General features: G+C 64.5%; 27 protein-coding genes. 13 read left to right on the top strand and 14 right to left on the bottom strand.

From position 1 onward, the window contains the following. Nucleotides 1–6: 6 nt before the first annotated feature. Nucleotides 7–885 carry an amidohydrolase family protein gene (locus AAFN84_RS24115; protein ID WP_347517286.1) on the bottom strand — a complete coding sequence of 293 codons (879 nt, stop codon included), beginning with the start codon at nucleotides 883–885 and terminating at the stop codon, nucleotides 7–9. Nucleotides 886–990: 105 nt separating this feature from the next. On the opposite strand from AAFN84_RS24115, the gene AAFN84_RS24120 reads away from it, so the two are divergent. The 3 genes from AAFN84_RS24120 to AAFN84_RS24130 all read left to right on the top strand — a co-directional run bounded on the left by AAFN84_RS24120 (nucleotide 991) and on the right by AAFN84_RS24130 (nucleotide 4,099). Then, a complete protein-coding gene (locus tag AAFN84_RS24120) occupies nucleotides 991–1,452 on the top strand; it encodes a DUF3237 domain-containing protein (protein ID WP_347517287.1) in 462 nt (153 codons plus the stop codon). 66 nt (nucleotides 1,453–1,518) lie between these two features. After that, the gene (gene hemA / locus AAFN84_RS24125; protein ID WP_347517288.1) at nucleotides 1,519–2,745 is read left to right on the top strand and encodes a 5-aminolevulinate synthase; all 1,227 of its coding nucleotides are present in this window, start codon (nucleotides 1,519–1,521) and stop codon (nucleotides 2,743–2,745) included. Nucleotides 2,746–2,863: 118 nt separating this feature from the next. Continuing rightward, nucleotides 2,864–4,099, top strand: a complete 1,236-nt coding sequence (locus tag AAFN84_RS24130) for an MFS transporter (protein ID WP_347517289.1) — start codon at nucleotides 2,864–2,866, stop codon at nucleotides 4,097–4,099. Here the strand turns inward: AAFN84_RS24130 and AAFN84_RS24135 are convergent. The 6 genes from AAFN84_RS24135 to hemC form a co-directional block, all read right to left on the bottom strand. Then, nucleotides 4,065–4,850, bottom strand: a complete 786-nt coding sequence (locus AAFN84_RS24135) for a glutamine amidotransferase (protein ID WP_347517290.1) — start codon at nucleotides 4,848–4,850, stop codon at nucleotides 4,065–4,067. The two genes, AAFN84_RS24130 and AAFN84_RS24135, sit on opposite strands and share 35 nt — an antisense overlap. Continuing rightward, entirely contained in the window at nucleotides 4,851–5,330 is a 480-nt protein-coding gene (locus AAFN84_RS24140; protein WP_347517291.1) for a TerB family tellurite resistance protein, read from the bottom strand. It lies immediately after the preceding gene. Between the two features lie 54 nt (nucleotides 5,331–5,384). Continuing rightward, entirely contained in the window at nucleotides 5,385–7,070 is a 1,686-nt protein-coding gene (locus AAFN84_RS24145) for a heme biosynthesis HemY N-terminal domain-containing protein (RefSeq protein WP_347517292.1), read from the bottom strand. A gap of 13 nt (nucleotides 7,071–7,083) precedes the next feature. After that, on the bottom strand, nucleotides 7,084–8,499 hold the full coding sequence (locus tag AAFN84_RS24150; RefSeq protein ID WP_347517293.1) for a phage tail protein: 1,416 nt from the start codon (nucleotides 8,497–8,499) through the stop codon (nucleotides 7,084–7,086). Nucleotides 8,500–8,590: 91 nt separating this feature from the next. Further along, nucleotides 8,591–9,313 carry a uroporphyrinogen-III synthase gene (locus AAFN84_RS24155; protein WP_347517294.1) on the bottom strand — a complete coding sequence of 241 codons (723 nt, stop codon included), beginning with the start codon at nucleotides 9,311–9,313 and terminating at the stop codon, nucleotides 8,591–8,593. Beyond that, a complete protein-coding gene (gene hemC / locus AAFN84_RS24160) occupies nucleotides 9,310–10,239 on the bottom strand; it encodes a hydroxymethylbilane synthase (protein ID WP_347517295.1) in 930 nt (309 codons plus the stop codon). Before hemC ends, AAFN84_RS24155 begins: the two co-directional genes overlap by 4 nt. 59 nt (nucleotides 10,240–10,298) lie before the next feature. Between hemC and tsaD the strand changes: the two genes are divergently transcribed. The 5 genes from tsaD to AAFN84_RS24185 are packed head-to-tail and all read left to right on the top strand — an operon-like array spanning nucleotide 10,299 to nucleotide 13,774. Then, a complete protein-coding gene (gene tsaD, locus AAFN84_RS24165; protein ID WP_347517368.1) occupies nucleotides 10,299–11,387 on the top strand; it encodes a tRNA (adenosine(37)-N6)-threonylcarbamoyltransferase complex transferase subunit TsaD in 1,089 nt (362 codons plus the stop codon). Then, complete coding sequence (locus AAFN84_RS24170) at nucleotides 11,384–12,385, top strand: NAD(P)H-dependent glycerol-3-phosphate dehydrogenase (RefSeq protein ID WP_347517296.1); 1,002 nt, start codon at nucleotides 11,384–11,386, stop codon at nucleotides 12,383–12,385. Before tsaD ends, AAFN84_RS24170 begins: the two co-directional genes overlap by 4 nt. Before the next feature lie 11 nt (nucleotides 12,386–12,396). Continuing rightward, complete coding sequence (locus AAFN84_RS24175) at nucleotides 12,397–12,693, top strand: YciI-like protein (protein WP_347517297.1); 297 nt, start codon at nucleotides 12,397–12,399, stop codon at nucleotides 12,691–12,693. Further along, nucleotides 12,693–13,118: an EVE domain-containing protein gene (locus AAFN84_RS24180; protein WP_347517298.1), complete on the top strand. Its 426-nt coding sequence runs from the start codon at nucleotides 12,693–12,695 to the stop codon at nucleotides 13,116–13,118. Before AAFN84_RS24175 ends, AAFN84_RS24180 begins: the two co-directional genes overlap by 1 nt. Continuing rightward, nucleotides 13,118–13,774: a methyltransferase gene (locus tag AAFN84_RS24185; RefSeq protein WP_347517369.1), complete on the top strand. Its 657-nt coding sequence runs from the start codon at nucleotides 13,118–13,120 to the stop codon at nucleotides 13,772–13,774. Before AAFN84_RS24180 ends, AAFN84_RS24185 begins: the two co-directional genes overlap by 1 nt. An 18-nt stretch (nucleotides 13,775–13,792) precedes the next feature. Here AAFN84_RS24185 and AAFN84_RS24190 read toward each other — a convergent pair whose 3' ends face one another. Next, nucleotides 13,793–14,359, bottom strand: coding sequence for a L,D-transpeptidase family protein (locus tag AAFN84_RS24190; protein WP_347517299.1), 567 nt, complete (start codon nucleotides 14,357–14,359; stop codon nucleotides 13,793–13,795). A gap of 93 nt (nucleotides 14,360–14,452) precedes the next feature. Here AAFN84_RS24190 and AAFN84_RS24195 point away from each other — a divergent pair, with 93 nt between their 5' ends. Continuing rightward, nucleotides 14,453–15,136 (top strand): response regulator transcription factor, encoded by a 684-nt coding sequence (locus AAFN84_RS24195; protein WP_347517301.1) that lies wholly within the window; start codon nucleotides 14,453–14,455, stop codon nucleotides 15,134–15,136. Nucleotides 15,137–15,191: 55 nt separating this feature from the next. Then, nucleotides 15,192–15,647, top strand: a complete 456-nt coding sequence (locus AAFN84_RS24200) for a cyclic nucleotide-binding domain-containing protein (protein WP_347517302.1) — start codon at nucleotides 15,192–15,194, stop codon at nucleotides 15,645–15,647. A gap of 36 nt (nucleotides 15,648–15,683) precedes the next feature. Here AAFN84_RS24200 and AAFN84_RS24205 read toward each other — a convergent pair whose 3' ends face one another. From AAFN84_RS24205 to tesB, 6 genes are all read right to left on the bottom strand, one after another. Then, the gene (locus AAFN84_RS24205) at nucleotides 15,684–16,490 is read right to left on the bottom strand and encodes an exodeoxyribonuclease III (protein WP_347517303.1); all 807 of its coding nucleotides are present in this window, start codon (nucleotides 16,488–16,490) and stop codon (nucleotides 15,684–15,686) included. Between the two features lie 141 nt (nucleotides 16,491–16,631). Then, complete coding sequence (locus AAFN84_RS24210; RefSeq protein WP_347517304.1) at nucleotides 16,632–17,297, bottom strand: outer membrane lipoprotein carrier protein LolA; 666 nt, start codon at nucleotides 17,295–17,297, stop codon at nucleotides 16,632–16,634. A gap of 103 nt (nucleotides 17,298–17,400) precedes the next feature. Further along, nucleotides 17,401–20,022: a DNA translocase FtsK gene (locus AAFN84_RS24215; protein WP_347517305.1), complete on the bottom strand. Its 2,622-nt coding sequence runs from the start codon at nucleotides 20,020–20,022 to the stop codon at nucleotides 17,401–17,403. A gap of 206 nt (nucleotides 20,023–20,228) precedes the next feature. Further along, entirely contained in the window at nucleotides 20,229–21,605 is a 1,377-nt protein-coding gene (locus tag AAFN84_RS24220; protein WP_347517306.1) for an ammonium transporter, read from the bottom strand. Between the two features lie 28 nt (nucleotides 21,606–21,633). Further along, nucleotides 21,634–21,972, bottom strand: a complete 339-nt coding sequence (locus AAFN84_RS24225; RefSeq protein WP_347517307.1) for a P-II family nitrogen regulator — start codon at nucleotides 21,970–21,972, stop codon at nucleotides 21,634–21,636. A 221-nt stretch (nucleotides 21,973–22,193) separates the two neighbouring features. After that, complete coding sequence (tesB, locus tag AAFN84_RS24230) at nucleotides 22,194–23,069, bottom strand: acyl-CoA thioesterase II (RefSeq protein WP_347517308.1); 876 nt, start codon at nucleotides 23,067–23,069, stop codon at nucleotides 22,194–22,196. Nucleotides 23,070–23,158: 89 nt separating this feature from the next. On the opposite strand from tesB, the gene AAFN84_RS24235 reads away from it, so the two are divergent. The 3 genes from AAFN84_RS24235 to AAFN84_RS24245 all read left to right on the top strand — a co-directional run bounded on the left by AAFN84_RS24235 (nucleotide 23,159) and on the right by AAFN84_RS24245 (nucleotide 25,456). Then, entirely contained in the window at nucleotides 23,159–24,403 is a 1,245-nt protein-coding gene (locus tag AAFN84_RS24235; protein WP_347517309.1) for a ubiquinone biosynthesis hydroxylase, read from the top strand. A gap of 52 nt (nucleotides 24,404–24,455) precedes the next feature. Next, nucleotides 24,456–24,914 carry a YbaK/EbsC family protein gene (locus tag AAFN84_RS24240; RefSeq protein WP_347517311.1) on the top strand — a complete coding sequence of 153 codons (459 nt, stop codon included), beginning with the start codon at nucleotides 24,456–24,458 and terminating at the stop codon, nucleotides 24,912–24,914. 116 nt (nucleotides 24,915–25,030) lie between these two features. After that, nucleotides 25,031–25,456: an OsmC family protein gene (locus AAFN84_RS24245; protein WP_347517312.1), complete on the top strand. Its 426-nt coding sequence runs from the start codon at nucleotides 25,031–25,033 to the stop codon at nucleotides 25,454–25,456. Nucleotides 25,457–25,499 lie beyond the last annotated feature (43 nt).

The following is a 25,499-nucleotide window of genomic DNA, read 5'->3' on the forward strand; positions in this document are numbered from 1 at the left end:
ACTGTCCTAGACGAGTTTGAGCAGCTTCGCGGCGTTCTCCTTGAGCACCAGCGGGCGAACCTCGTCCTTGATGTCGAGCTTCTCGAAATCGGCCAACCAGCGATCCGGCGTGATCGCCGGCCAGTCGGAGCCGAACAGCATCTTCTTCTTCAGGATCGAGTTGGTGTACTGCACAAGGATCGGCGGGAAATATTTCGGCGACCAGCCGCTGAGGTCGATATAGACGTTCGGCTTGTGGGTGGCCACCGAGAGAGCCTCTTCCTGCCAGGGGAAGGACGGATGCGCCAGGATGATCGGCATGTCGGGAAAATCAGCCGCGACATCATCGAGATACATCGGATTGGAGAATTTCAGCCGCATGCCCATGCCGCCCGGCATGCCGGCGCCGACGCCGGTCTGGCCGGTGTGGAACAGGGTGATGGCGCCTTCCTCGGCAATCGCCTCGTAAAGAACATAGGCCGCGCGGTCGTTGGGATAGAAGCCCTGCATCGTCGGGTGAAACTTGAAGCCCTTGACCCCGAATTCGCGCACCAGCCGCCGTGCCTCGCGGGCACCGGCCTTGCCCTTCGCCGGATCGATGGACGCGAACGGGATCATGACATCGCTGTTTTCGGCCGCGATCTGCGCCACTTCCTCGTTGGCGTAGCGGCGGAAACCGGTCTCGCGCTCCGCGTCGACCGGAAAGATCACGCAGCCGATCTTGCGCTCGCGATAGTATGCGGCCGTCTCCGGCACGGTCGGAAGCATGCCCTTGTGTCCGGCCGGATTCTTGAAATATTTCGCCATTCCGGCCTGGAATTCGTCGTAGCCATCGTCGCGCGGGCCGCAGCACGGCTCTTCCGCATGGGTGTGGATGTCGATGGCGATGAGTTCGTCGAGCTTCATGGGCTTCCTCCCTGCAATCCGCCGAGCTGGTCATGGTTCGATTGAGATTGTTATAGTTGAAAACAATCTCGTGCCAAGGCACTATCGCCCGCGGGAGGAACGATCATGCTGGAAAAACCGGAGCTTCGCCATCTCTGCGACGTTGTCGCCGAACTCGGCCCGCCGATGGAACTCGGCCAGGGGCGCGGCGGACGCCGCCGCATCATTCCGATCATCGGCGGCAGTGTCGAAGGCGAGCGCATCAAAGGCCGCATCCTTGACCTCGGCGCGGACTGGCAGACGATATTCGCTGACGGGGCGGGCGAACTCGACACGCGCTATTCCATGGAAACCCACGATGGAGCGCTGATCGACATCCGCAATTTCGGCTACCGCACCGGTCCGCAGGAGGTCCTTGCGGCGCTGGGCCGAGGCGAATCGGTTGACCCGTCGCTGTATTACATGCGCACCCATCCGCGCTTCGAAACAGGCGACGCGCGCTATGCCTGGCTCAACACGCTGATCTGCGTCGGCACCGGCGCGCGCGAAGCATCACGCGTGCGCATCACGATGTTCGAGGTGACCTGAGGCTGGCGGAACTTGACGCGCGCCGGCCGAGACACGACACTGCGGCCGGTAATCGGGAATTCTTGCATGAACTTCGAAGCCTTTTTCGCCACGAAGTTGGACGGCCTGCGCCATGAAGGCCGCTATCGGGTATTTGCAGAGCTGGAACGCCGGGCGGGCGGATTTCCCAATGCGGCGCGTTACGACGGCGCAGGCGGGCCTGCGCCCGTAGGTGAAGTCACCGTGTGGTGCTCCAACGACTATCTCGGCATGGGCCAGAATCAGGACGTGATCGCCGCGATGCACGAGGCGCTGGACACCTGCGGCGCCGGCGCCGGCGGCACCCGCAACATCTCCGGCACCAATCATTACCATGTACTGCTGGAGCGCGAACTGGCCAACCTGCACGGCAAGGAAGCGGCCCTTCTCTTCACCTCTGGCTACGTCTCGAACTGGGCCAGCCTGTCGACTTTGGGCGCCGCGCTGCCAGGTTGCGTCATCGTCTCGGATGCCGGCAACCACGCCTCGATGATTGAAGGCATCCGGCACTCGAAGGCCGAAAAGCGCATCTTCAGACATAACGACTGGAAAGACCTCGACCGTATCCTTTCGAAATACGGACCTGACCGGCCCAAGATCGTTGCCTTCGAGAGTGTCTATTCGATGGATGGCGACATCGCGCCCATGGCCGAGATCGTCGCGGTGGCCGAGAAGCATGGTGCACTGACCTATCTCGACGAGGTCCATGCGGTTGGCATGTACGGCCCGCGCGGCGGCGGCATCGCCGAGCGCGAAGGGCTGATGCACCGCATCGACGTCATCGAGGGCACGCTGGGCAAGGCCTTCGGCGTCGTCGGCGGCTACATCGCCGCCTCGGCCAATCTGGTCGATTTCATCCGCTCGTTCGCCTCCGGCTTCATCTTCACGACCGCCCTGCCGCCGCATGTGGCGGCCGGCGCACTGGCCTCGATTCGCCATCTCAAGACCAGCGATATCGAGCGCATGAGCCAGCGGGCCGCGGTCAGGAAGGTGCGCGCACGGCTCGACGCGGCGGGCATCCCGACCATTCCCAACGACAGCCACATAGTGCCGGTGATGGTCGGCGACGCCGCCAAGTGCAAGTGGATTTCCGACCTGCTGCTCGACGGCCACGGCATCTACGTGCAGCCGATCAATTATCCGACCGTGCCGACGAAGACCGAACGGCTGCGCATCACGCCCACACCGCTGCACACCGACCACGACATCGACCGCCTCGTCGCCGCGCTCTCCAGCCTCTGGGCCCAGTGCGCGCTGGCAAGACAGGTCGCTTGATGGTGACTTCGAACTGCGGCTGACGATCGTCCATCGATTGGGCCAAGGCCAAGCAACAGGCGCGCACGCGGCTGAATTGCGCTATGTGAGGGATAACATCACGAGTTGAAATTCCTCCATGTCGACAGACGCCCATCCCGAAGACCGCTACGCCGCATTTCGCCATTCGTCCTACCTGCGGTTCTGGCTGGCGCGTTTTCTCGCCACCTTCGCAACCCAGATCGTCTCGGTTTCCGTCGGCTGGCAGGTCTACGACCTCACACGTGATCCGTTCGATCTTGGCCTCGTCGGGCTGATCCAGTTCGCGCCGTCATTGCTTCTGGTGCTCGTCACCGGCGCCGTCGCCGACCGGTTCGGTCGCCGGCTCATCATGGCGCTGTCGATCATTCTCGAAGCGTTCTGCGCCCTGGCGCTCCTTGTCTTGACCCTGCGCGGGCTGACATCGGTGGTGCATGTGTTCATGGTGCTGGCCATGTTCGGCGTCGCGCGCTCGTTCTTCGGCCCGGCTTCGGCCTCGCTGGTCGCCAATCTGGTGCCCGCACAGGACTTCGCCAATGCGATCGCCTGGAATTCATCCGCGTGGCAGATGGCGACGATCGTCGGTCCGGTCGCTGGCGGTCTGCTTTATGGCGTCGCGCCGGAGGTGGCCTACGCGGTCGCCGGGACGATGATGGCACTGGGCGGCGTGTTGATCCTGTCGATCCCAAAGCCACAGCAGCACACGGAGACCGAGCAACCATCACTGGAGACGCTGTTTGCCGGGTTCCGCTACATCCGCGGCGAGAAGATCGTGCTCGGCGCGATCTCGCTCGACCTGTTCGCGGTGCTGATGGGCGGCGCGGTGGCGCTGCTTCCGGTCTATGCGCGCGACATTCTCGAACTTGGCCCGTGGGGCCTCGGCCTGCTGCGCGCCGCACCCGGTATGGGCGCGATCCTGGTCGCGATCTGGCTCGCCGGCCATCCGATCCGCGACCATGCCGGCATCATCATGTTCGTCTTCGTCGGCTTCTTCGGCGTGTTCACCGCGATCTTCGGCGCCTCGAACATGCCGTGGCTGTCGATCGCAGCACTTGCCCTGATGGGCGCGGCCGACATGATCAGCGTCTATATCCGCGAGACCCTGATCCAGCTCTGGACGCCCGATCGGGTGCGTGGCCGCGTCAATGCCGTCAACATGGTCTTCGTCGGCGCGTCCAACGAACTCGGCGAGTTCCGGGCCGGCACCATGGCGGCCCTCGTCGGCACCGTGCCAGCAGTGGTTTTCGGAGGGATCGGCGCGATCGGCGTGGCAGTCCTGTGGGCCTGGCTGTTCCCCGAACTCAGGAAGGCTCGGCGTCTCGACGGACGGGTGTGACGTTCCTGGCAACGGAATGCGCTGATTGCGGCGCATTCGCCGGCGGCCGGTGCTCGAAGATGAGACCGAGGAAGTCCTCCAGCCAGCGCTTAAGCCGCATGTCCCACAGCATGCGCCCGGCAAGGTGCTCGCGTCCGGCCTGGGCGCCAGGCAGGACGAAGCGCTGCGCGCCGCGCACCACCCATCGCTGCATCATCACCCGCGTCAGTTCGGCATGAAACTGGATACCCCAGGCATTGTCGCCATAGCGGAATGCCTGGTTGGGATAGTGATCGGCCTCGGCAAGCAGCGTTGCTCCTGACGGCAGCGAGAACCCCTCGCGGTGGAACTGGTAGACCATGTCGGGCCAGTCGAGCAGGCCGCGCCCCTCCTGCGTGGCACGCAACGGATACCAGCCGACCTCGACCAGCCCGTCATCGTGGCCAGCGACCCTGCCACCGAGATGGTTGACCAGCATCTGGGCACCGAGACAGATGCCGAGGAACGGCTTGTTCTCGGCCAGCGGAACCGCGAGCCAGTCCGTTTCGCGCTTGACGAATTCGTCGGGATCGTTGGCGCTCATCGGGCCGCCGAAGACCACGGCGCCGCGATGATTGTCCAGCGTGTCTGGCAGCGGATCCCCCAGTGGCGGCCGGCGGATGTCGAGATGGTATCCGGAGGCGGCGAGTAACTGCCCCACCCTGCCCGGGCTGGACAGCTCCTGATGAAGGACGATCAGTATGCTACCCTTGTCGGGGTCCCTTGCCAGCATTCAGTCTTCCCATTTTCCTTCGCCCAGGCCGCGCCGGTCACGCACCTTTTGGCGCATTTCCACCCGTTCACGCTGCGAAACGCCAATCAGCTCGGCAACCCGCCAAACGATGTTGTCTTCCAGCTCATGCAGTTCGCCGTCGGCATAGACCATCTCCCACAGCAGACCGATGAACTCCACCTTTGAGGCCGCATCCAGCCCGCGATTGAGCACACTGGTGAACGCGAACAGGTCGATGGCTTCATTGTGAGCGGCATCGCCGGCGGTAACGATCTCGTCCAGCTCTTGCCCCGAAATCGCGTAGGCCTGCGACAGCATCTCGCGCATGCGTGTATGTTCGATCTGGTCGCGTACGCCGTCGGCTTCCATGACGTGGAACATCAGGGCAGCCGCGGCGACGCGTGGATCATCGGTGCCGAACTCGGCCCTCGGCGCGGCTTCGGAAAGCGTACCGAAGAACGACTTCAATCTGTCGAGCATGAGATGGCCTGTCCTCGTACCGTTCAGGTCACATTATTAACGCGAAGCCTGGCCTTAGAACAACCGGAAGCGTCGTGATTCGCCCGGCGCGTTTTCATTGTCGTCGTCGTTCACACCCGGATCGTCGGGCAACGGCGGCGGGACCACCGTCTCCTCCTTTTCTGCCAGCGGAGTCTGCCCCGCAGGGGCTGCGGGCGCCGGCTGAGGCTTGCTATCGGTGCTCGCCGCCTCCGCCGGCCTCTCGACTGTGATGGTGCTGGCGGGCGGTGTCGGTGCAGCGGGCGGCGCCGCCGTTTCGGGTAGGGATTGCACCTCATCGATCACCGGCGGCTCCGGTTCGGCGGGCTCCGCTTCCTCCACCGGCTGCGGCGCCGCAGCCAAGGTAGCGGCCGGCAATGCGGCCATCATCGAAGGTGACGGCTGCCGCTCCTCGAACTCGACGAGCTGCCCCAAACGCTCCGTCGGAGCGCGCCACTCGAACGCGTCGAGCCTGCCGGTAACCGGTGAGATCGGGGCCCATTTCTCGGCAACGTAATTGTCGGCGACCCAGGCTGGATCACGCGGTGCACGCACCGCCTTGCCGAGATATTGCCGGATCTTGCCTTGGTCGCCGGTCTCCGCCTCCTCGATGTCCGCCAGCAGAAGATAGGCCCCTTCGCGCGGTTCGAGCCGGATGGCGGATTCGGCCTCGCGGCGCGCGATCGCGAGCTCATTGGCTTCGAATGCCGCGCGCGCAACGGCCATTGCCGATTCGACATGGTTCAACTTGAGGGACTGCAGTTTCTTGGCGCGCTCGAGACGATCATGGGTCGAGTCTCCCGGTCGGGCGTGGATATAGACGTCTGCCACTTCCGGATGAGGCTGCTTTTTCCACATCGCTTCGAGAATTTTAGCGGCCTTGCGCGTATCACCGATACGCAGCAGTGCCTTTGCGGCAACAGTGGCCGCCGGCACGAGGTCGGGCGCGACGCGGTTTGCCTCGAGCGCCGCCGCCCTTGCCGCCGCCGGATCGGACTCGAGCACCTCGATCGCCTTGGCCGTGAGCAGGACCGCTTTGCGCCGGCTGGCGGCATCCTTCTCGATCTGGTGGGTGGACTTTTGAGCATCGACGAGCCGCAAGGCTTCGTCCCACTCTCCAGCCTCGGTCTTCTCTTCGAGCGTCGCATCCGCCGCCCAGCCGAGCTGCGGCGCCTTCTCGGCCGCCCGCGCCGCATAGTGACGCGCGGCGGTTCGGTCGCCGAGCCGTTCGGCTTCGAGGTAGAGTCCGCGCAGGCCGAGCAGCCGCGTCTCGGGGTCGTCCAGCATCGCCTCGAACTTGCGCCGGGCGGCGTCATGATCGCCCTCCAGCAGCGAAGCCTGGGCGTCGAGCAGGTGGATCAGCGGCTCCTGGTCCGCGCTGATCAGCTTCATCGCTTCCTTCTTCTTGGCGCGCGCCAACCCGGCATCCCCTGCGCCGGCGGCGATCATACCCGATGAAAGTGCCTGGTAACCGCGGTCGCGCCGGCGAACCCGGAAATAGCGCGAGATCGTATAAGGGCTGTACCAGATGCTCTTGAGCAGCCACCACGTCACCATCACCGCCACGACGATCGCCGCGACGACCACGGCGGCGACCATCAGGGTCACCTGATACTGGTAGCCGCCGAAGGTGATGACCATGTCGCCGGGCCGGTCGGCGAGCCATGCAAAGCCCAGACCGACGAGAAAGACGAGTCCGATAAAGAACAGGATACGCAGCATCGAAGCCCCTTCCTCAGTTTTGCAGCGCTGTCGAAAGCGCCTGATCCACGAGGCCGTCCGCGGCAAGGCGCGCGCGCACCTTGTCCATGAACGCCGCGCCGGCGGCCTTCGCGTCGTCGGGCAGCGTCTCGTACTCCGTCACCGCGCGCTCGTAGTCGCCGGCCTGGATAGCCGCATCGAGCCGCGCGGTGATCGCCGGGACATCCTCGCCCTCGACCATGCCGACCGGACGCACCTGTACCAGCCCCATGGCGCTCGACGTCAGTCGATCGAGAATGCCGGCGTCCGGATCCTCGGTGCGGCCGGCGGCGATCATCGCATTGGCTGCCGCGTCGGACTCCGCGGCGATTTCGGTGCGCGTCGGCACACCGTCGGCAGCCATCTCGTTCAGTTCGGCAACCTGCGCTGCATCGGGCGCAAGGGAGAGATAGGTTTCGAGCTCGGTGGTAAACGGCATGCCGCGATCGATCGCCGCCTTGAGCGCGGACGCGGCGATGATCAATGCAGTCGCCGGCTGGTCGGCCGCCTCGTCGACGCGCCCGGAGAGCGTCGCAATCGTCTCCTCGATGGCATCGAGCCGGCTCGATGCAGCCGTCTGGGCCTCGCGCGCCGCGTCGAGCTCATCGCTCAGCGTTGTGATGCGGTCCTCCAGGGGCGCCAGGTCGACGCTCGCACCTTCCGTCCCCGATTGCGCCCCGAGCTGCTGCACGTCTTCGCGCAGGCTGTAGAGTTCGTCGGCAAAGGACGAAACACTCTGTTCCGTCTCGCTCAGCCGTCCCTGCATGTCGGGGTCGCCGGCTGAAGGCGTTGTCGCCTCAGCGATCTCCTCGCGCAGGGCCGCGATCTCCGATTCCAGCGCAGCGATGGCCGGGCCGGGATCGGACTGCAACACGTCATCCCCGCCCTGGTTCGGCAAGGCGCCGGAATAATAGAGTCCGCCAGCGACCAGAAGCGCGATTGCGCCGCCGGCAACGCCTGCCAGCAATCCACTCCCTGAGGAGCGGCGCTCCGGCGCCACCGGAGGTGGCGTGGACGACGCCGACTCCTTGCGCCCGAAAGTCTGGCTCGATGACGACGCCGTCGCTGAAGCACCCGTTCTGGGAGTATCGGATGAAGGTGTACTGGCGCTATCGCGCGACGCTTGACGCTCGGCGGATGCCGTTCCCGTTCCCGTCGGCACCGAGGTCTTCGAATCGGAACGCTTCGGCTCCGCGGCGTCTGCGGTCTCCGGCTTCGTCTCGGCTGTCACTTCCGCAGCTTTGGCGTCTTCGACCGCGTCGGCCACAGTGCCCGCACCTGCGGACACCGGCGACGGCGCGTCAGACGCCTCGGCCTCCGCTTTCCGGCGGGAGACTTCGCCGGGCGTGAGGTCGATCGTCACCGGTTCCCTGGAACTCTTCGAATGACGGGTTCGAGGCGTCTTGACCATGGCGGATCCCTTCAACGGATGATGCGGAGCGAGAGCAGTCCTGATCTAGAATGATGGACCGTCCATTAAAAGTCCCGAGACGCCGGGAAGTTCACGCCTGCGACGACATCGCCTGCAGCACGGCAGCTTCGGATGGCTCGGAACTGACGATCGTGCGCCCCGCTGCGAAGGGACCGAGGGTATCCGCTACATTTGCAGAGATACAGAAAAACAATGTCCGTTCAAGCAGTTGCGCAGTGACGCGGTGGCTGGCCAGCTCCGCGAGAAGCGCCGCCCCCCGGGGCGACATCACCATTGCGCCCCAAATCGTGTCGCCGCCAAGCGTAGCGCCCAGAAAGTCAGTAGAGTAACTGACTTTCTGGGCGCGGTAGGTTTCGTACAGCGCGACTGCCAGCCCTGCCTGTCGCAACCTGTCGTGAAGACCGAACGTCCGATGCACCCCTGTAACATGCAGGAGCCGGCTGCCCGCAGGCAGCATGGCGGCGGCCAAACGCGCCAGTTCAACGGCATCGCCGGACACACTGCGGACCGCCGTGAAGCCAGCGGCTTCTGCAGCAGCCGCGGTGGCATCGCCGACCGCGATGACCGGCTTGTCGGCCAACGCCGCGAGCAGAGCGGCAGGCGCGTGGCGCACCGCGTTGACACTTGTCAACACCACCACGTCGACATGGGCGGGGTCTGGCAGGGTCGACGGATGGCTCTGAACGATTTCCGTCAGCGGTAGGATGAGGGGGGCAAACCCCCGCGCCGTGAGCTTTTCGCCGGACCTGTCCGCGCCGGGTTGCGGACGCGTGACAAGGACGCGCCGTGTCACGACCAGCCGTCGAAGAAGCGCGCTCCCGCCTTCTCGCGGATGCGCGCCCCTGCCGCGCGACCGAGATCGCCGGCCTCCGAGATACGTCCCTGTGTGGCGATCTCGTACACCTCTCGCCCATCGGGGGTCAGGATCATGCCGTGGAACTGCAGCCTGTCATCCTCGATCGTGGCAAGACCGGCGATCGGCGTCCGGCAGGAGCCGTCCAGCGTCGCGAGGAACGCACGTTCGCAGGCAAGCGCCCGCTCGGTCGCATGGTGGTTGATCGGCTGCAGCATAGCCTTCACGGGAGCATCGCCGATGCGGCTCTCGATACAGATCGCCCCTTGGCCGGGCGCTGGCGGAAATGCCTCCGCAGGCAGGAGTTCGGTGACGACTTCGGCAAGCCCGAGCCGTTTGAGGCCGGCATTGGCCAGCAGCGTTCCTGCCACTTGCCCCTCATGCAGCTTGCGCAGACGTGTCTGTACGTTGCCCCGGAACATCACCACGTCGATGTCCGGCCGCGATCGGCGAATCAGTGCCTGCCGGCGCAGCGAGGAGGAGCCGACGACGGCGTTGTCCGGCAGGTCGGTCAGCTTTGCCGCTTCACGGCCGATGAAGGCATCGCGCACGTCTTCCCGCGCGAGGAACGCGGAAAGCTCGAGCCCGTCCGGCAACATCGTCGGCATGTCCTTGGACGAATGGACGGCGATGTCTATCCGCCCATCGAGCATCGCTTCCTCGATTTCCTTGGTGAAGAGGCCCTTGCCGCCTGCCTCCGAAAGAGGGCGGTCCTGGATGCGGTCGCCGCTGGTCGAGATGACGACCACCTCGAACGCCTCTTCCGGCAGATCATGGGCCGCCATCAGGCGCGAGCGGGTCTCGTGCGCCTGCGCAAGCGCCAGCGCGCTGCCGCGCGTTCCGATCCTCATGACATCCATTTGCATGCGTTGCGTCGTCCGTGATAGTGCCGGCCAACTCCTATCGGGGAATGACCGGTACAGCAATGATCCGCATGCTCGGCATAGAGACCAGTTGCGACGAGACAGCCGCTTCCGTGGTCGCTCTGGACGATTCGGGCAGGCCGCGCATCCTGTCCAATGTCGTGCTCAGCCAGATCGATGACCATGCCGCTTTTGGCGGCGTGGTGCCCGAGATCGCTGCGCGTGCCCATGTCGAGGCGCTTGACGGCCTCGTCGAGGCGGCTCTCGACGAGGCAGAACTGGAGCTTCGACACGTCGACGGCATCGCGGCGACCGCCGGTCCCGGCCTCATCGGTGGGCTGATCGTCGGCCTGATGACCGCCAAGGCGATGGCATCGGCGTCCGGCAAGCCGTTGATCCCCGTGAATCATCTGGAAGGCCATGCGCTGACGGCGCGCCTCACCGACGACGTCGCCTTCCCCTACCTGCTGTTGCTGGTTTCGGGCGGGCATACGCAAGTCATCCTCGTTCGCGGCGTCGGCGACTACGAACGGTGGGCGTCGACCATCGACGATGCTCTGGGCGAGGCATTCGACAAGACCGCCAAGCTGCTCGGCCTGCCCTACCCCGGCGGGCCGAATGTCGAGCGGCAGGCCGCACGAGGTGACGCGTCACGCTTCACGTTCCCCAGACCTCTCAAGGGCGAAGCGCGGCTGGACTTTTCGTTTTCGGGCCTCAAGACTGCCGTGCGTCAGGCGGCCAGCGCCATCGCACCACTATCCGAGAATGACGTTGCAGACATCTGCGCCTCCTTCCAGCGGGCGATCACGGAGACCCTGGCCGAGCGCGTCGGTCGCAGCCTCGATCGCTTTCGCGCGCTTTATCCCGATGTCACGGCATCCGCGCTTGTGGTCGCAGGTGGCGTCGCCGCCAATCAGGCGATCCGCGCGACGCTCAACACTCTCTGCAAGCGTCATGGCATGCGCCTGATTGCGCCGCCCATCGCGCTGTGCAGCGACAACGCCGCAATGATCGCCTGGGCCGGCATCGAACGGTTGCGGGCCGGCCTTCAGGTCGAAGAGCCGATGGCGATGGCGCCTCGCTCGCGCTGGCCTTTGGACGAAGACGCAGCGCCGATCATCGGATCTGGCAAGCGGGGAGCGAAGGCATGAGCGGGACCTTCAGGATCTGCGTGCTCGGCGGCGGCGCATGGGGTACGGCGCTGGCGCTGACGATGCTGCGTGCCGGCCACCACACCACGATGTGGGCGCGCGACGCGCAGACGGTCGAGGCGATCAACGATTCACGGACCAATGCGCGATACCTGCCCGGAATCATTCTCGATGAAGGATTGCGGGCGACCGCCGATCTCGCCGGGGCGGTGGCAGGCGCAGACTGCGTGCTCTGCGTGGTGCCGGCCCAGGCGACGCATGCGTTGCTCGACGATCTCGCCGCGGTGCTTGGAAACGGCGTTCCGGTTGTGCTGTGTGCCAAGGGCATTGAACGCGAAACCGGCCGGCTGCTGTCGCAGATCGCTGGCGAAGTGCTGCCCGGCAATCCGATTGCCGCGCTGTCGGGACCAAGTTTCGCGACCGACGTGGCACGCGGCCTGCCAACCGCCGTCACGGTCGCGGCCGAAGACGAGGCGCGAGCCGCGCGGCTTGCCGGCATGCTCTCCGCGCCGGCCTTCCGCTGCTATTCGAGTACAGACCTGATCGGCGTCGAGCTCGGCGGCGCGCTGAAGAACGTGCTTGCCATTGCTGCTGGCGCGACCGCCGGTGCGGGGCTTGGGGCAAGCGCGCAGGCCGCGATGGTAACGCGCGGCTTCGTCGAGCTCCGCCGCGTCGGCGCGGCCTTCGGCGCCCAGCCCGAAACGCTCATGGGTCTGTCGGGCCTTGGAGACCTGATCCTGACCTGCGGCTCTGCCCAATCCCGCAATTTTTCCTACGGTCTGGCGCTCGGACGTGGCGACGACCTCGACAACCATCCGTTGGCCGAAGGCGTCTACACCGCGGGCATCGCCGCGCAGATCGCCCGCGAAAAGGGTGTTCAGGCACCAATCATCGACGCGGTGGGCAGCCTGCTGCGCGGCGACATCACGATTTCCCAGGCGGTAACCGCACTTATGGCACGACCGCTCAGGAGCGAGCAGGAACAGACGCAAGCCTAACGGAGACGACGATGATCTTCACTCTCATCTGCAAGGACAAGCCCGGAAATGTCGACGTCCGTCTGGCCAACAGGCCGGCGCATGTCGACTACCTGATGGCGCTCGACAAGGCCGGCAAGCTGAAATTCGCCGGCCCGTTCATCGGCGAGGACGGCAAGCCGATGGGCAGCCTCGTCGCCGTCGAAGCCGACGACCGCGCCGGCGCCGAGCAGATCGCCGCGGGCGACCCCTATGCCAAGGCCGGGCTGTTCGCGAGCACCGAGATCCTGCCCTGGAACTGGGTGTTCAAGGCTCCGGAGGGCAATTGATGGCCTACTGGCTCTTCAAGTCCGAGCCGGACGTGTGGTCGTGGGAGATGCAGAAAGCCAAGGGCAAGGCCGGCGAGGAGTGGACCGGTGTGCGCAACTACCAGGCGCGCAACAACATGCGTGCCATGCAGATCGGCGATATGGGTTTCTTTTATCATTCAAACAGCGGCCTGGAGATCGTCGGCATCGTCGAAGTCTGCAAGCTCGCCCATCCTGATTCCTCGACGGACGATGCCCGCTGGGAATGCGTCGACATCCGCGCGGTCAAGGACATGCCCAAACCGGTGACGCTGAAGGACGTAAAGGCCAATCCCAAGCTGTCCGATATGGCGCTGGTCACCTCCATGCGGCTTTCCGTCCAGCCGGTGAAACTGGATGAATGGCAGGAAGTCTGCCGCATGGGCGGCCTGTCGCCCGCGCCTTGATCGACATACTTTCGCCAGAGCGAGCGGAAGCGTTCATCCGCGCCAACACGGCGCTGATGGCCCCACCGCACGTGCCCGAGCTCCGGCTTCATCTTGCCGACGAGGCGCATGATTTGTGGAGCCGCACCGAGGCGGAACTGGAGTCGATCGGCCTCCAGCCACCCTTCTGGGCGTTCGCGTGGGCGGGCGGACAGGGGCTGGCACGCTATGTACTGGACAATCCGGACATCGTCGCCGGCAAGCGCGTGCTCGATTTCGCCTCCGGTTCAGGCCTCGTCGCCATCGCGGCGGCCAGGGCCGGCGCGGCCCACGTTCTTGCCGCCGACATCGACCCGTTCTGCGCTGCCGCCGTCGCGCTCAATGCCGCCGCCAACGAGACCAAGATCGATTTCACGGCTGACGACCTCGTGGGTCTGACCGGCGATTGGCATGTCGTGCTTGCTGGCGACGTCTTCTACGACAAGGCGTTCGCCGAACGGCTGATGCCCTGGTTCACCAGCCTCGCGCGGGGCGCCACGACGGTGCTGGTGGGCGATCCGGGCCGCTCCTACCTGCCGAAGACGGCGATGACGGCGCTGGCCACCTATCAGGTCCCCGTCACGCGCGCGCTTGAAGACGCCGAGGTCAAGAAGACCACCGTGTGGCGCTTTGGCTGAAACGGTCCGGTGGCGCGTTCAGCGCGTCACGACCAGCACCGTCTTGCGCGACAGGTAAGGCAGCATCCTGCTCATCACCCGTGGCTCGACGGCGACGCAGCCTTCCGTGGGAAGGAACCCGGGCCGCGCGAGGTGAAAGAAGACGGCGCTGCCCATGCCGCGGCGGCGCTGGCTGACATTGTAGTCCATGACGATGCAACAGTCGTAGAGATGGTCCGGGCGCTTCATCCGCTCGCAGCTCGCCGGATAGGGCAGGATGACATGGCGGTTGTAGTTGCGGTCGTCGACTGCATCGCACCAGCCGTCATCCGTGCCGATGCGCCGCAATGTGAGGCGGGAGCGGCGCCCACCCTGCCATCCCCCGCGCTGCCAGCCGTAAAGCAACCGCATCCTCGCAAGCGGCGTCGCGCCGTCACCCTCGCGCTTGATGGCCTTGATTCCGCCGCGGCCCAACGCGCAGGGAAACACGAGATGGCCCCAGCGCAGCAGCCCCTCGCTGGGCCTGCCCGGCCTCCGTCGCACGATGATCGGCGAGGGACGTCGGCGTGCCTCATTGTGCTCATGAATTTTGAGGTATGATGCCACTGCGGAACAATTCGTCGTGATAGTCTTTTTCAGGCGCAAGCTTCCGCATAAACCCTTGGGTGGTCAACCGCCTGCTGCAGCAACGGATACAACATGACGTCACGCACTATCCTCATCGTCGACGACGACGCCGACCTGCGCGAAATGCTGGTGGAACAATTGTCGCTTTACGAAGAGTTCGAGGTGCTGCAGGAGTCGACCGCCGGAAAGGGCGTGCAGAGCGCCCGCGGCAGCATCGTCGATCTGCTGATCATGGACGTGGGCCTTCCCGACATGGACGGCCGCGAAGCGGTCAAGCTGCTGCGCAAGGGCGGCTTCAAGGCGCCGATCATCATGCTGACCGGCCACGACACGGATTCCGACACCATTCTCGGGCTCGAAGCCGGCGCCAACGACTATGTCACCAAGCCGTTTCGCTTTGCCGTGCTGCTGGCGCGTATTCGCGCGCAGCTTCGCCAGCACGAGCAGAGCGAGGACGCGACATTCTCGGTCGGTCCCTATGTCTTCAAGCCGAGCCAGAAGCTCCTCACCGATCCCAAGGGAGGCAAAGTCAGGCTGACGGAAAAGGAAGCCTCGATCATCAAGTATCTCTACCGTGCCGACCAGAAGGTGGTAACGCGCGACGTACTGCTCGAGGAAGTGTGGGGTTACAATTCAGGCGTGACGACGCACACGCTCGAGACCCATGTCTACCGGTTGCGGCAGAAAATCGAACGCGATCCGTCCAATGCAGAGATTCTTGTGACCGAAAGCGGTGGCTACAAGCTCGTCCCTTGACTGTTTTGCCCCCACGGCGGATGAACCGAATGGGGCTTAACCAGGGACAGCCAATTTGGCGCTTGACGACGACATCCGCATTCTGTCCGGCGTCGGCCTTTTTGCCGAACTGAGCGCGGAACAGCTCAGATTGCTTGCCTTCGGCGCGGAATCGGTCCGCTTTCGCGCCGGGCAGGAGATTTTTCGCGAAGGGGCGCAGGCCGATTGTGCTTTTGTCGTCACTTCCGGCCGGGTCGTGCTCTATCGCGACCATGATGGCGAAGCCGTTGCGGTATCGAGGCTCGAGGCCGGCTCGATCATCGGCGAGCTGGCGCTGATCGCACCCACGACACGCCTGACCTATGCGGCCGCCGAGACGGACGTCCAGCTCATCCGCCTCAACCGTACGCTGTTTCGCCGTATTCTCGAAGAGTATCCGGAAGCGGCCGCCCACCTCCACCAGCGCATGTCGGCCGACCTGCACGAGTTTCTGAAGAAGATCGAGCGGATAGCGCCGAAATTCTCGGAATGATGGGAGAGGGTGCCGGCGCTTGTCGCCGTGACACGCCTACTCCAGGTCGAAACGCGCGATCACCGGCACGTGGTCGGATGGCCGGTCCCAGCCGCGTGCGTGCCGCAGCACCTTGATCTCCTGCAGCGCCGGGGAAAGGTTCGGCGACGACCAGACATGGTCGAGCCGCCGGCCCCGGTCCGACGCCGCCCAGTCCTGCGCCCTGTAGCTCCACCACGTGTAGAGCCTCTGTTCCGGCGGAATGTATTGACGCATCAGGTCGACCCAGTTGCCCGACCGGCGCATGGCTTCGAAGCTCGTCGTCTCGATCGGCGTGTGGCTGACCACGTTGAGCAGTTGCTTGTGCGACCACACATCGGTTTCCAGCGGCGCGATGTTCAGGTCACCGACCAGCACGGAGGAGAGCGCGTCACCCTCGTCGGCCGGAACGTCATGCATCTCCGCGACGAAGTCGAGCTTGTGGCGGAATTTGGGATTGATCTCCGGGTCGGGCTCGTCGCCGCCGGCCGGCACGTAGAAATTGTGCAGCAGGATCCGGCGTCCGCCCGCCTCGACGTTCACCGACAGGTGGCGGCAGTCGCCATTGTCACAGAAGCGGCGCTTCTCCACGGTCTCGATCGGCCGGCGCGCCACGGTCGCCACTCCGTGATAGCCCTTCTGGCCGCTGATCGAGACATGCTCGTAGCCGGCCTTGCGAAAGGCCGCATGCGGAAACAGGTCGTCGGGGCACTTGGTTTCCTGAAGGCAGAGCACGTCGGGCTGGTATTCCGCCAGGAAGCGCTCCACCAACGGCATTCTGAGCCGTACGGAATTGATGTTCCAGGTGGCGATTGAAAATGGCATGTGCAAAACCCGACCGTCGATGATGGGCCGGGAACCTGCCAGTCTTGGCGTCGTGACACAAGCAGCCGCGCGGCAAAGCCGTTGCGGCGGCCTTCAATCCACAGGAACAGCGCTGCTCAAGGATGCAGCGACGGCCGGGCGCTATCTGCGCTCCTGCCGCATCTGGTCCAGACGCTGATAGTCGATGGTGAAGACGGAGGGGTCGAACTGCACGCCCTGCTCGACGTTGAAGATCATCACTGTCGTATCCTTGCCCTGCGCGTCAGTGATCGTCCACTGGCGCAGTTCGTAGTTCGCCGGATCGAACATCATCGTGATGGTCGAGTCGCCGAACAGCGAACGATCGGCGAGCTGGATCGTGGTCAGGTCGTCTTCCTCCCGGACGCTGCGAACCTTGTCGCCGGAAAGATCGATGCGTTCGTCGAGAAGCAGCTTGAGCGGGGTCTTCGACAGCGGATAAATGTCCGCGGTGCGCAGCTTTGTGTTTTCGAGCACGACGGAATTGCCGTCTGACATGACCCTGAAATGCGACGGCGACTCATAGTTGAACCGCACCTTGCCGGGTCGCTCGATGAAGAACTTGCCGCCGGTCTGCTCGCCACGCGGGCCGAACTGCACGAACTCGCCCATCATCGTGCGAACGCTGGCAAAATGATCGGCGATGCGCTGCGGCGTGCCAGCACCCTGTGCGTTTGCAAGCGAAAGCAGCGGCCCGGCGAACTGCCCCATGGCGACGAGACCGAAACCGAGCGCCGCCTTGCCGAGGAAATCGCGCCGCGAGATGGAATTTCGCTCCGTGACGTTCATTGCATCATGTCCTTGAATCATGCTTCCCGGGTAGACGTCCAGTTGGGCCGAAATGCGGCTTCCGCGCCAAAAACGACGAAGCCGCAATTTGGTTGCCGCGTTCCTAGAACTTGTCTTCCTCGGTGGGCACGAGAATCTCGCGCTTGCCGGCGTGATTGGCCGGTCCCACGATACCCTCCTGCTCCATCTTCTCGATGATCGAGGCGGCACGATTGTAGCCGATGCCCAGCCTGCGCTGGATGTAGCTTGTCGAGGCCTTTCCGTCGCGCAGCACGACTGCGACGGCCTGATCGTAGGGATCGTCCGAATCGTCGAAATTGCCGCCGCCGGATGAGCCGCCCTTGCCGCCGGATTCCTCCTCCTCGCCATCATCCTCGGTGATGGCGTCGAGATATTCCGGCACGCCCTGGAGCTTCAGGTGGGCAACGACCTTCTCGACTTCGTCGTCCGAGACGAACGGTCCGTGGACGCGCTGGATGCGCCCGCCACCCGCCATGTAGAGCATGTCGCCCATGCCCAATAGCTGCTCCGCGCCCTGTTCGCCAAGAATGGTGCGGCTATCGATCTTCGACGTCACCTGGAAGGAGATGCGGGTCGGGAAGTTCGCCTTGATGGTGCCGGTGATCACGTCCACGGAAGGACGCTGCGTCGCCATGATGACGTGGATGCCGGCCGCGCGCGCCATCTGTGCGAGGCGCTGAACAGCACCTTCGATGTCCTTGCCGGCCACCATCATCAGGTCGGCCATCTCGTCGATGATGACGACGATGTACGGCATCGGTTCGAGGTCGAGATGCTCGGTCTCGTAGATCGCCTCGCCGGTCTCGCGGTCGAATCCCGTTTGCACGGTGCGGGAGATCTGCTCGCCTTTTTTCTCCGCCTGCACGACGCGCTGGTTGAAGCCGTCGATGTTGCGCACGCCGACCTTGGACATCTTGCGATAGCGGTCCTCCATCTCGCGCACCGTCCATTTCAGCGCGACGACGGCCTTTTTCGGATCGGTCACGACGGGCGTCAGCAGATGCGGTATGCCGTCATAGACGGAGAGCTCGAGCATTTTCGGGTCGATCATGATCAGGCGGCACTGCTCCGGAGTCAGCCGGTAGAGGATCGACAGGATCATCGTGTTGATCGCCACGGACTTGCCCGAGCCGGTGGTGCCGGCGACCAGCACGTGCGGCATCTTGGCGATGTCGACGATCACGGCCTCGCCGTTGATCGACTTGCCAAGCGCCAGCGCAAGCTTGCACTTGGTTTGCTCAAAATCGCGGCTGGCGAGAATCTCGCGCAGATAGACGGTCTCGCGCTTGGCGTTCGGCAACTCGATGCCGATGGCGTTACGGCCGGGCACAACGGCCACGCGGCAGGCGATGGCGCTCATCGAACGCGCAATGTCGTCGGCAAGTCCGATGACACGAGACGACTTGATGCCTGGTGCCGGCTCGAGCTCGTAGAGCGTGACAACAGGGCCTGGACGGACGTGGATGATCTCGCCCTTGACGCCGAAATCCTCCAGCACGCCTTCCAGGAGGCGCGCGTTCTGCTCCAGCGCGTCTTGCGACAACGACGAATCGCGCGCGACGTTCTTGGTTTCGGCGAGGAAATGCAGCGACGGCATCTCGAAATCATCGGGCCCGATGAAGGAACGCTGCGCCTCGCGCTGCACCCTGGCGCCCTGTTGCGGGCGCGGTGCGGGCGTGGCCACGCGTGTTGCCGCGTCGGAGCGGAAATGACGCACCTGCGCCTGACCCCGCTCGGGCGTCGGCTGGATGATCATGTCGTCGTCGAAGTCGTCTTCATCATCGTCCGAATAGGCCTGTGGCTCGGTGTCGAACGGTGGCTCCTCGTCGCGTGCGGGCCCGGCATCGAACCCTGGCTCGACGCGTCCTGCGGGGCGCGTGGCGGTTCGTGCCAGAGGCAGATCGTCGGGATAGTCATAGTCGTCATCGTCGCGACGGCGACCAGGCATCGAGATACCAGCGGTCCTGCGCCGTACGAAGGCCCGCGCATAGAGCCACCAATGGGTAACCGCGCCGAGCGCAGCAGCAAACCCGCCGCCTTCTTCGAACTCTTCCTCGTCGTCGTCTTCCTCCACGACCTGCGCCTTGCGGCGCTTCGTCGAGGTCGCCGATGGTGCCTCTTCCGCCGTGATCCTTCCGAGGAGGCCACAGGCAAACGCGAGAAGCCAGAGCGCCGGCACGGCGTAGACCGCCGTCGTCAGGATCGCCGAGGCACCCGTAGGATATCCGCCTGCGATCCATGACGGGATCGAAAGCGCCACATCGCCGACCACGCCGCCAAGTCCCGAAGGCAGCGGCCAAGTGGGCGGCGCCTGCACGCAGCCCACGATCCCGGCTGCGACCACGGAGCCGCCGAACCAGGCGGCCGCGCGACGCGGAAGGCGATCGAGCCCGCGCGCCGTCATCAGCCACAGCGCCCATGCGACCGCCGGGATAAGGACGACCACGGAGCCGAGACCGAAGAACTGCATCAACAGGTCGGACACGACCGCCCCGGGATAGCCCATCGCATTCGACACCGCATTGTCGGTGGCGTGGCTGAAGCTCGGATCGGCGACATTCCAGGTGCCGAGGGCCGCGAGGCTGAAGCCCGCAAAGCCCAAGACACCAAAGCCCGTGGCCCGCATCACCTGGCGGTGGACGAACCCTCGGAAACCATAGCCTGTGTCGCTGATCGCCATTTGCGCTGATGCGCCAGAACGCATGAGAACTCCCCGTCACACTGGCCGGCGTCGGCAGTCTGCCGGCGCGCGGAATCACAGGTCAGACTAAGACGGGAAAGTTAAGCCGGCATTAACCATGGAATGGCGAATCCGACTTTCCGGACGGGCGTCCAAAGCGCCAAAAAAAGCCCGGCTCTCGCCGGGCTCAATGCGTGGCGGCTGACGCCGCCACGACGGGATCTGCAGATCTAGCGTACGCTGGAGGACATGAACTCGGGATAGGCTTCGACACCGACTTCCGCCTTGTCGAGACCGATCATCTCGTCTTCTTCCGAGACGCGGATGCCGCCGGCAGCCTTGAGGATGCTCCAGACGATGAGCGAGAGCACCAGCGTGAAAACGCCGTAGGCAATGATGCCGACGAGCTGGGTGCCAAAGCTGGTGCCCGAATTGGTCAGCGGCACCGCGATCGTACCCCAGATACCTGCGAACAGGTGAACAGGGATCGCGCCGACGACGTCGTCGATCTTCAGCTTGTCGAGAAGCGGAACCGTCAGCACGACGATGACGCCACCGACAGCGCCGATGAGGATCGCTGCGAACGGTCCAGGAGCCAGCGGCTCGGCGGTGATCGAGACAAGACCGGCAAGCGCGCCGTTGAGCACGAAGGTGATGTCGACCTTCTTGTACAGAATCTGCGTCAGGATCAGGGCCGCAACCACACCGCCCGCCGCAGCGAGGTTGGTGTTGGCGAAGATGCGGCTGATGTCTGCTGCGTCACCGATCGTCCCCATAGCGAGCTGCGAGGCCCCATTGAAGCCGAACCAGCCCAGCCAGAGGATGAAGGTGCCCAGCGTCGCGAGCGCCATGTTCGAACCGGGGATCGGATTGACCGACCCATCGGCGTTGTACTTGCCCTTGCGCGCGCCGAGAAGGAAGGCACCGGCGAGTGCGGCCCAGCCGCCCACCGAGTGGACCAGCGTCGAACCCGCGAAGTCGGAGAAGCCCATTTCGCTGAGCCAGCCGCCGCCCCACTGCCAAGAGCCGGCAATCGGGTAGATGAAGCCGGTCAACACCACGACGAAGATCAGGAACGGCCACAGCTTGATGCGCTCGGCCAGCGATCCCGAAACGATCGACGCAGCGGTCGCAACAAACACCATCTGGAAGAACCAGTCCGAGGCGGTGGAGTAGCCCGTTTCGAGCAGCGCCGCCGTGTCTGCCCCTTCAAGGCCGACGGGATCGAACGAATAGGGCCACAGCGTGCCGAAATAGCCGTTCACGTCGACATACATCAGGCTGTAGCCCACGGCCCAATACATCAGGCCAGCGATCGCATAGAGCGCGATGTTCTTGAGAAGCTGCATCGACACGTTCTTGGAACGCACCAGACCAGCCTCGAGCATCGCAAAGCCGGCCGCCATCCACATCACCAGGAAGCCGCCCATGAGGAACAGCAGGGTGTTGAAGATGAATGCCGTGTCCGCAGCGGCCGCGAATTGAGGGGCGGCTTCCGCCGCTTCTTCGGTCGCGTCCTGTGCCCAGGCGGGCAAGGTCATGAACGCGCTCAAGGCTGCAGCCCCCACGGGCCCGCGCGCAGCGGAAAGTATGTTCGGAAGTTTCATGGTTGTCTCCACTGTTGGTCCGGGCCGCTCAGAGCGCGTCGGTGTCTGTTTCGCCGGTGCGGATACGCACGGCCTGATCGATGCCGTAGACGAATATCTTGCCGTCGCCGATCTGGCCGGTCTTGGCCGCCGTGGAGATCGCATCCACTGCCTTGTCCACCAGCTCGCTGCTGACTGCGACTTCGATCTTGACCTTGGGGAGGAACGAGACGGCGTATTCTGCGCCGCGATAGATTTCCGTGTGCCCCTTCTGACGCCCGTAGCCCTTGACCTCGGTGACGGTCAGGCCCTGAATCCCGACTGCGGTGAGCGCCTCGCGCACCTCGTCGAGCTTGAACGGCTTGATGATTGCCATCACGATTTTCATCAAGATTCACCCTTTGCTTTTGCGGGTCCCCCGCGTTGCCGTGACATCGCCGGACTGCCGTGGCAGCCGGGGAGTGCCAAGAGTGATTCAAGTCGCGTGCCAGTTGCTCTCTACACGTGTTAACCGGTTGTAAACAATGAGATTTGGTCGCAGCGAAGGCATTATCCTTCGCATGCGCAACAATCCAAATGCCTAAAATATAGGCAGTTGCACAATTCGGGCTATTTCTCGGGCCGGGTCCGCAGCCGCACCAGCCCTTCCTGAGCGGTGGAGGCGACGAGCGTGCCGTCGCGCGCATAGAGGAACCCGCGCGAAAATCCCCGGGAACCGATCATATTGGGGCTGTCCTGGGTGTAGAGCAGCCAGTCGTCCAGCCGGTTGGGCCGATGGAACCACATCGCATGGTCGAGGCTCGCCATCTGGATTTCCGGGTCGAAACCGATGCGCCCGTGAGCGAAAGTCGACGTATCGAGCAGCGTCATGTCCGAAAGATAGGCCAGGATCGCGGACTGGAGCTGCCGATTCTCCGGCACCTCCCCGGTCATGCGAACCCATACGTTCTGGCGCGGCGGCAGCTTCACGCTGCTCGTGTAGTGCTCGAGATTGACGGGCTTCACTTCGAGCGGTCGCTCACGTGCCCAAAATTTGCGCACCGTTTCCGGCAACGTATGTCCACTGCGCTCGAGCAACTCGAACTGGGTCTCGAGAGTCTCCGGCGGCGGCACGTCGAGCGGGATCGGCATCTGGTGCTCCAGCCCGTGCTCCTCCACCTGGAACGACGATTCCAGCGAAAAGATCGCGTGGCCGTGCTGGATCGCCGTCACGCGGCGCGTCGTGAACGAGCCGCCGTCGCGCAACCGGTCCACCTGGTAGATTATCGGCACTTGTGGGTCGCCCGGCCGCATGAAGTAGCAATGCAGCGAATGCACATGGCGATCGGCGTCCACGGTGCGTTGCGCGGCCACCAGCGCCTGGCCGATGACCTGGCCACCGAAAACCCGCTGCCAGCCGACCCTGTGACTGCGACCACGATACAGGTTGTGCTCGAGCTGTTCGAGGTCGAGAATGTCGAGTAGCTCCTGCATGGCCTGCGTCATGTCTGTATCCCCGGCGAATTTGGCCCGGTTTCCGACAGATTGGCGCGGTAAGTCAAGGTGGGACCGAGAGCCAGCAGGAAGGATCGACCATGGCACGACAGGACAACCGCTTCGACGTCATCGTGGCAGGGGCCGGCTATGTCGGGCTTGCCGTGGCGGTGGGCATCGCGCAGGCCCGTCCGACACTGTCGATCGCGGTGGTCGACGCGGCCCCGGAGGGCGCCTGGAAAAGGGACACACGGTGCTCGGCGATCGCGGCGGCGGCCACGCGCATGCTCGACCAACTGGGCTGCTGGGAAGACATAGTCCCAAACGCCCAGGCGATGACCGAGATGATCGTCACCGACTCGCGCACGACCGATCCCGTGCGTCCGGTCTTCCTGACGTTTGATGGCGAAGTGGCTCCCGGAGAACCGTTCGCGCATATGGTGGCCAATCGCGACCTCACCGGGGCGCTGCGCCGGCGCGCCGCCGAAAGCGGCATCGACCTCATCGAAGGGGTCGGTGTCAGCGGCTTCGAGAACCACGGTCAGCATGTGTCCGTGCATCTTGCCGACGGCGTCACGATCGACACGCGCCTTCTGGTTGCGGCGGACGGCGTCAATTCGCGCCTGCGCGAGATGGCGGGCATCCGCACCGTCCACTGGGACTACGGCCAGTCCGGCATCGTCTGCACCGTGGGCCACGAGCGGCCGCATGGCGGTCGCGCCGAGGAGCATTTCCTGCCCGCCGGCCCGTTCGCCATCCTGCCGCTGGCGCCCGACGACGAAGGCCGCAATCGCTCCTCCATCGTCTGGACCGAGCGTACTCCGGACGCAGAGCGGCTGGTTGCCGAAGACGAACTGGTCTTCGAGGCCGAACTGGAGACCCGCTTCGGACTCAAGCTCGGCGAGATACGCGTCCTGGACAAGCCGCGCGCCTGGCCGCTTGGCCTGACACTCGCCCGCGACTTCGTCAGGCCGCGCTTTGCGCTGGCCGGCGATGCCGCCCATGGCATCCACCCGATCGCCGGGCAGGGCCTCAACCTCGGCTTCCGCGACGCCGCCGCCATTGCCGAAGTCGTGGTCGAAGCAGACCGGCTCGGCCAGGATATCGGCACCATCGACGTGCTGGAGCGCTACCAGCAATGGCGCCGCTTCGACACGCTGCAGATGGGCGCGACCACGGATGTCCTCAACCGCATGTTCTCCAACGATTTCGGCCCGATGCGCGCGGCCCGCGACTTGGGTCTGGGCCTCGTCGAGCGCATGCCTCGCCTGAAGGATTTCTTCATCCGCCAGGCCTCCGGGCTGTCGCAGAAGGCGCCGCGGCTGCTGCGTGGCGAAGCGATCTGAACGCGACGCCGATACACTTGCATCGGTACGGCTTGTGGCTATTGTGCGCGCCATGAGCCTTGAATCCGTACGCGCCTTCCTCGCAGAAAAAGCCCCCGACATCACCGTCATCGTCACCGAGCAGAGTTCGGCGACCGTCGACCTCGCCGCCCAGGCACATGGGGTCGAGCCGGCCCAGATCGCCAAGACGATATGCGTGCGGGTCGGTGAAGCGACCATGCTGATCGTCGCCGGCGGCACCGCGCGGCTCGACAACAAGAAGTTCAAGGCACAGTTCGGCGGCAAGCCGCGGATGCTCGGCGCCGAAGAGGTGCTGGAACTGACCAGCCACCCGGTCGGCGGTGTCTGTCCGTTCGGCATCGCCACGCCGATGCCGATCTATTGCGACGTCTCGCTCCAGGCCTTCGACGAAGTGGTGCCGGCGGCGGGAGCAACCAACGCTGCGGTGCGCATCGGCACCAACCGCCTTGCCGAACTGACGAATGCGCAATGGGTCGACGTCTGCCAGTAGAATAAACCGCCACGGCTCCTATCTAGTACGGACCGGCACCGGCGCATGATGGACAGTCCTTTCGATGCCGGTATCGCCGTATCGACAGTTTTGACATCCATTTCAGGGAGACGACCATGGACCGCCACGCAACAGCCGTCTGGCAAGGCAATCTCAAGGAAGGCAAGGGCACGATCGACACCCAGAGCGGTGCGTTTTCGGCCAGCCCCTATTCCTTCAAGGCCCGTTTCGAAGATGAGAGCGGCAAGTCAGCCACCAATCCGGAAGAACTGATCGCCGCTGCGCACGCAAGTTGCTTCGCCATGCAGCTTTCGCATTTCCTCGCCGAGAACGGCACGCCGGCCGACAAGCTCGAAGCCAAGGCGGTCGTCACGCTCGTTCCCGGCACGGGGATCACCGGAAGCGCACTGACGCTGAAGGGCACCGTTCCCGGCATCGACGACGCCAAGTTCCAGGAACTGGCCACGAAGGCCAAGGAAAGCTGCCCCGTTTCCAAGGCGCTCGGCGCGATCGACGTCTCTCTGGACGCCAAGCTCGCCTGACAGCTCCCACGACAGATTCGACAATGCGAACCGTTTGACGACG

The organism is Mesorhizobium sp. CAU 1741 (genome assembly GCF_039839275.1).
Classification (GTDB): domain Bacteria; phylum Pseudomonadota; class Alphaproteobacteria; order Rhizobiales; family Rhizobiaceae; genus Aerobium.

What these genes read in the sequence shown, in the direction of transcription:
- AAFN84_RS24240 (WP_347517311.1), top strand. Translation starts at nt 24,456, where the DNA reads ATGAGCCTTGAATCCGTACGCGCCTTCCTCGCAGAAAAAGCCCCCGAC.
- AAFN84_RS24245 (WP_347517312.1), top strand. Translation starts at nt 25,031, where the DNA reads ATGGACCGCCACGCAACAGCCGTCTGGCAAGGCAATCTCAAGGAAGGC.
- AAFN84_RS24235 (WP_347517309.1), top strand. Translation starts at nt 23,159, where the DNA reads ATGGCACGACAGGACAACCGCTTCGACGTCATCGTGGCAGGGGCCGGC.
- AAFN84_RS24215 (WP_347517305.1), bottom strand. Translation starts at nt 20,022, where the DNA reads ATGCGTTCTGGCGCATCAGCGCAAATGGCGATCAGCGACACAGGCTAT.
- AAFN84_RS24180 (WP_347517298.1), top strand. Translation starts at nt 12,693, where the DNA reads ATGGCCTACTGGCTCTTCAAGTCCGAGCCGGACGTGTGGTCGTGGGAG.
- AAFN84_RS24220 (WP_347517306.1), bottom strand. Translation starts at nt 21,605, where the DNA reads ATGAAACTTCCGAACATACTTTCCGCTGCGCGCGGGCCCGTGGGGGCT.
- AAFN84_RS24205 (WP_347517303.1), bottom strand. Translation starts at nt 16,490, where the DNA reads ATGCCATTTTCAATCGCCACCTGGAACATCAATTCCGTACGGCTCAGA.
- AAFN84_RS24140 (WP_347517291.1), bottom strand. Translation starts at nt 5,330, where the DNA reads ATGCTCGACAGATTGAAGTCGTTCTTCGGTACGCTTTCCGAAGCCGCG.
- hemA (WP_347517288.1), top strand. Translation starts at nt 1,519, where the DNA reads ATGAACTTCGAAGCCTTTTTCGCCACGAAGTTGGACGGCCTGCGCCAT.
- AAFN84_RS24225 (WP_347517307.1), bottom strand. Translation starts at nt 21,972, where the DNA reads ATGAAAATCGTGATGGCAATCATCAAGCCGTTCAAGCTCGACGAGGTG.
- tesB (WP_347517308.1), bottom strand. Translation starts at nt 23,069, where the DNA reads ATGACGCAGGCCATGCAGGAGCTACTCGACATTCTCGACCTCGAACAG.
- hemC (WP_347517295.1), bottom strand. Translation starts at nt 10,239, where the DNA reads ATGCAAATGGATGTCATGAGGATCGGAACGCGCGGCAGCGCGCTGGCG.
- AAFN84_RS24130 (WP_347517289.1), top strand. Translation starts at nt 2,864, where the DNA reads ATGTCGACAGACGCCCATCCCGAAGACCGCTACGCCGCATTTCGCCAT.
- AAFN84_RS24145 (WP_347517292.1), bottom strand. Translation starts at nt 7,070, where the DNA reads ATGCTGCGTATCCTGTTCTTTATCGGACTCGTCTTTCTCGTCGGTCTG.
- tsaD (WP_347517368.1), top strand. Translation starts at nt 10,299, where the DNA reads ATGATCCGCATGCTCGGCATAGAGACCAGTTGCGACGAGACAGCCGCT.
- AAFN84_RS24170 (WP_347517296.1), top strand. Translation starts at nt 11,384, where the DNA reads ATGAGCGGGACCTTCAGGATCTGCGTGCTCGGCGGCGGCGCATGGGGT.
- AAFN84_RS24195 (WP_347517301.1), top strand. Translation starts at nt 14,453, where the DNA reads ATGACGTCACGCACTATCCTCATCGTCGACGACGACGCCGACCTGCGC.
- AAFN84_RS24135 (WP_347517290.1), bottom strand. Translation starts at nt 4,850, where the DNA reads ATGCTGGCAAGGGACCCCGACAAGGGTAGCATACTGATCGTCCTTCAT.
- AAFN84_RS24175 (WP_347517297.1), top strand. Translation starts at nt 12,397, where the DNA reads ATGATCTTCACTCTCATCTGCAAGGACAAGCCCGGAAATGTCGACGTC.
- AAFN84_RS24210 (WP_347517304.1), bottom strand. Translation starts at nt 17,297, where the DNA reads ATGAACGTCACGGAGCGAAATTCCATCTCGCGGCGCGATTTCCTCGGC.
- AAFN84_RS24120 (WP_347517287.1), top strand. Translation starts at nt 991, where the DNA reads ATGCTGGAAAAACCGGAGCTTCGCCATCTCTGCGACGTTGTCGCCGAA.
- AAFN84_RS24115 (WP_347517286.1), bottom strand. Translation starts at nt 885, where the DNA reads ATGAAGCTCGACGAACTCATCGCCATCGACATCCACACCCATGCGGAA.
- AAFN84_RS24150 (WP_347517293.1), bottom strand. Translation starts at nt 8,499, where the DNA reads ATGGTCAAGACGCCTCGAACCCGTCATTCGAAGAGTTCCAGGGAACCG.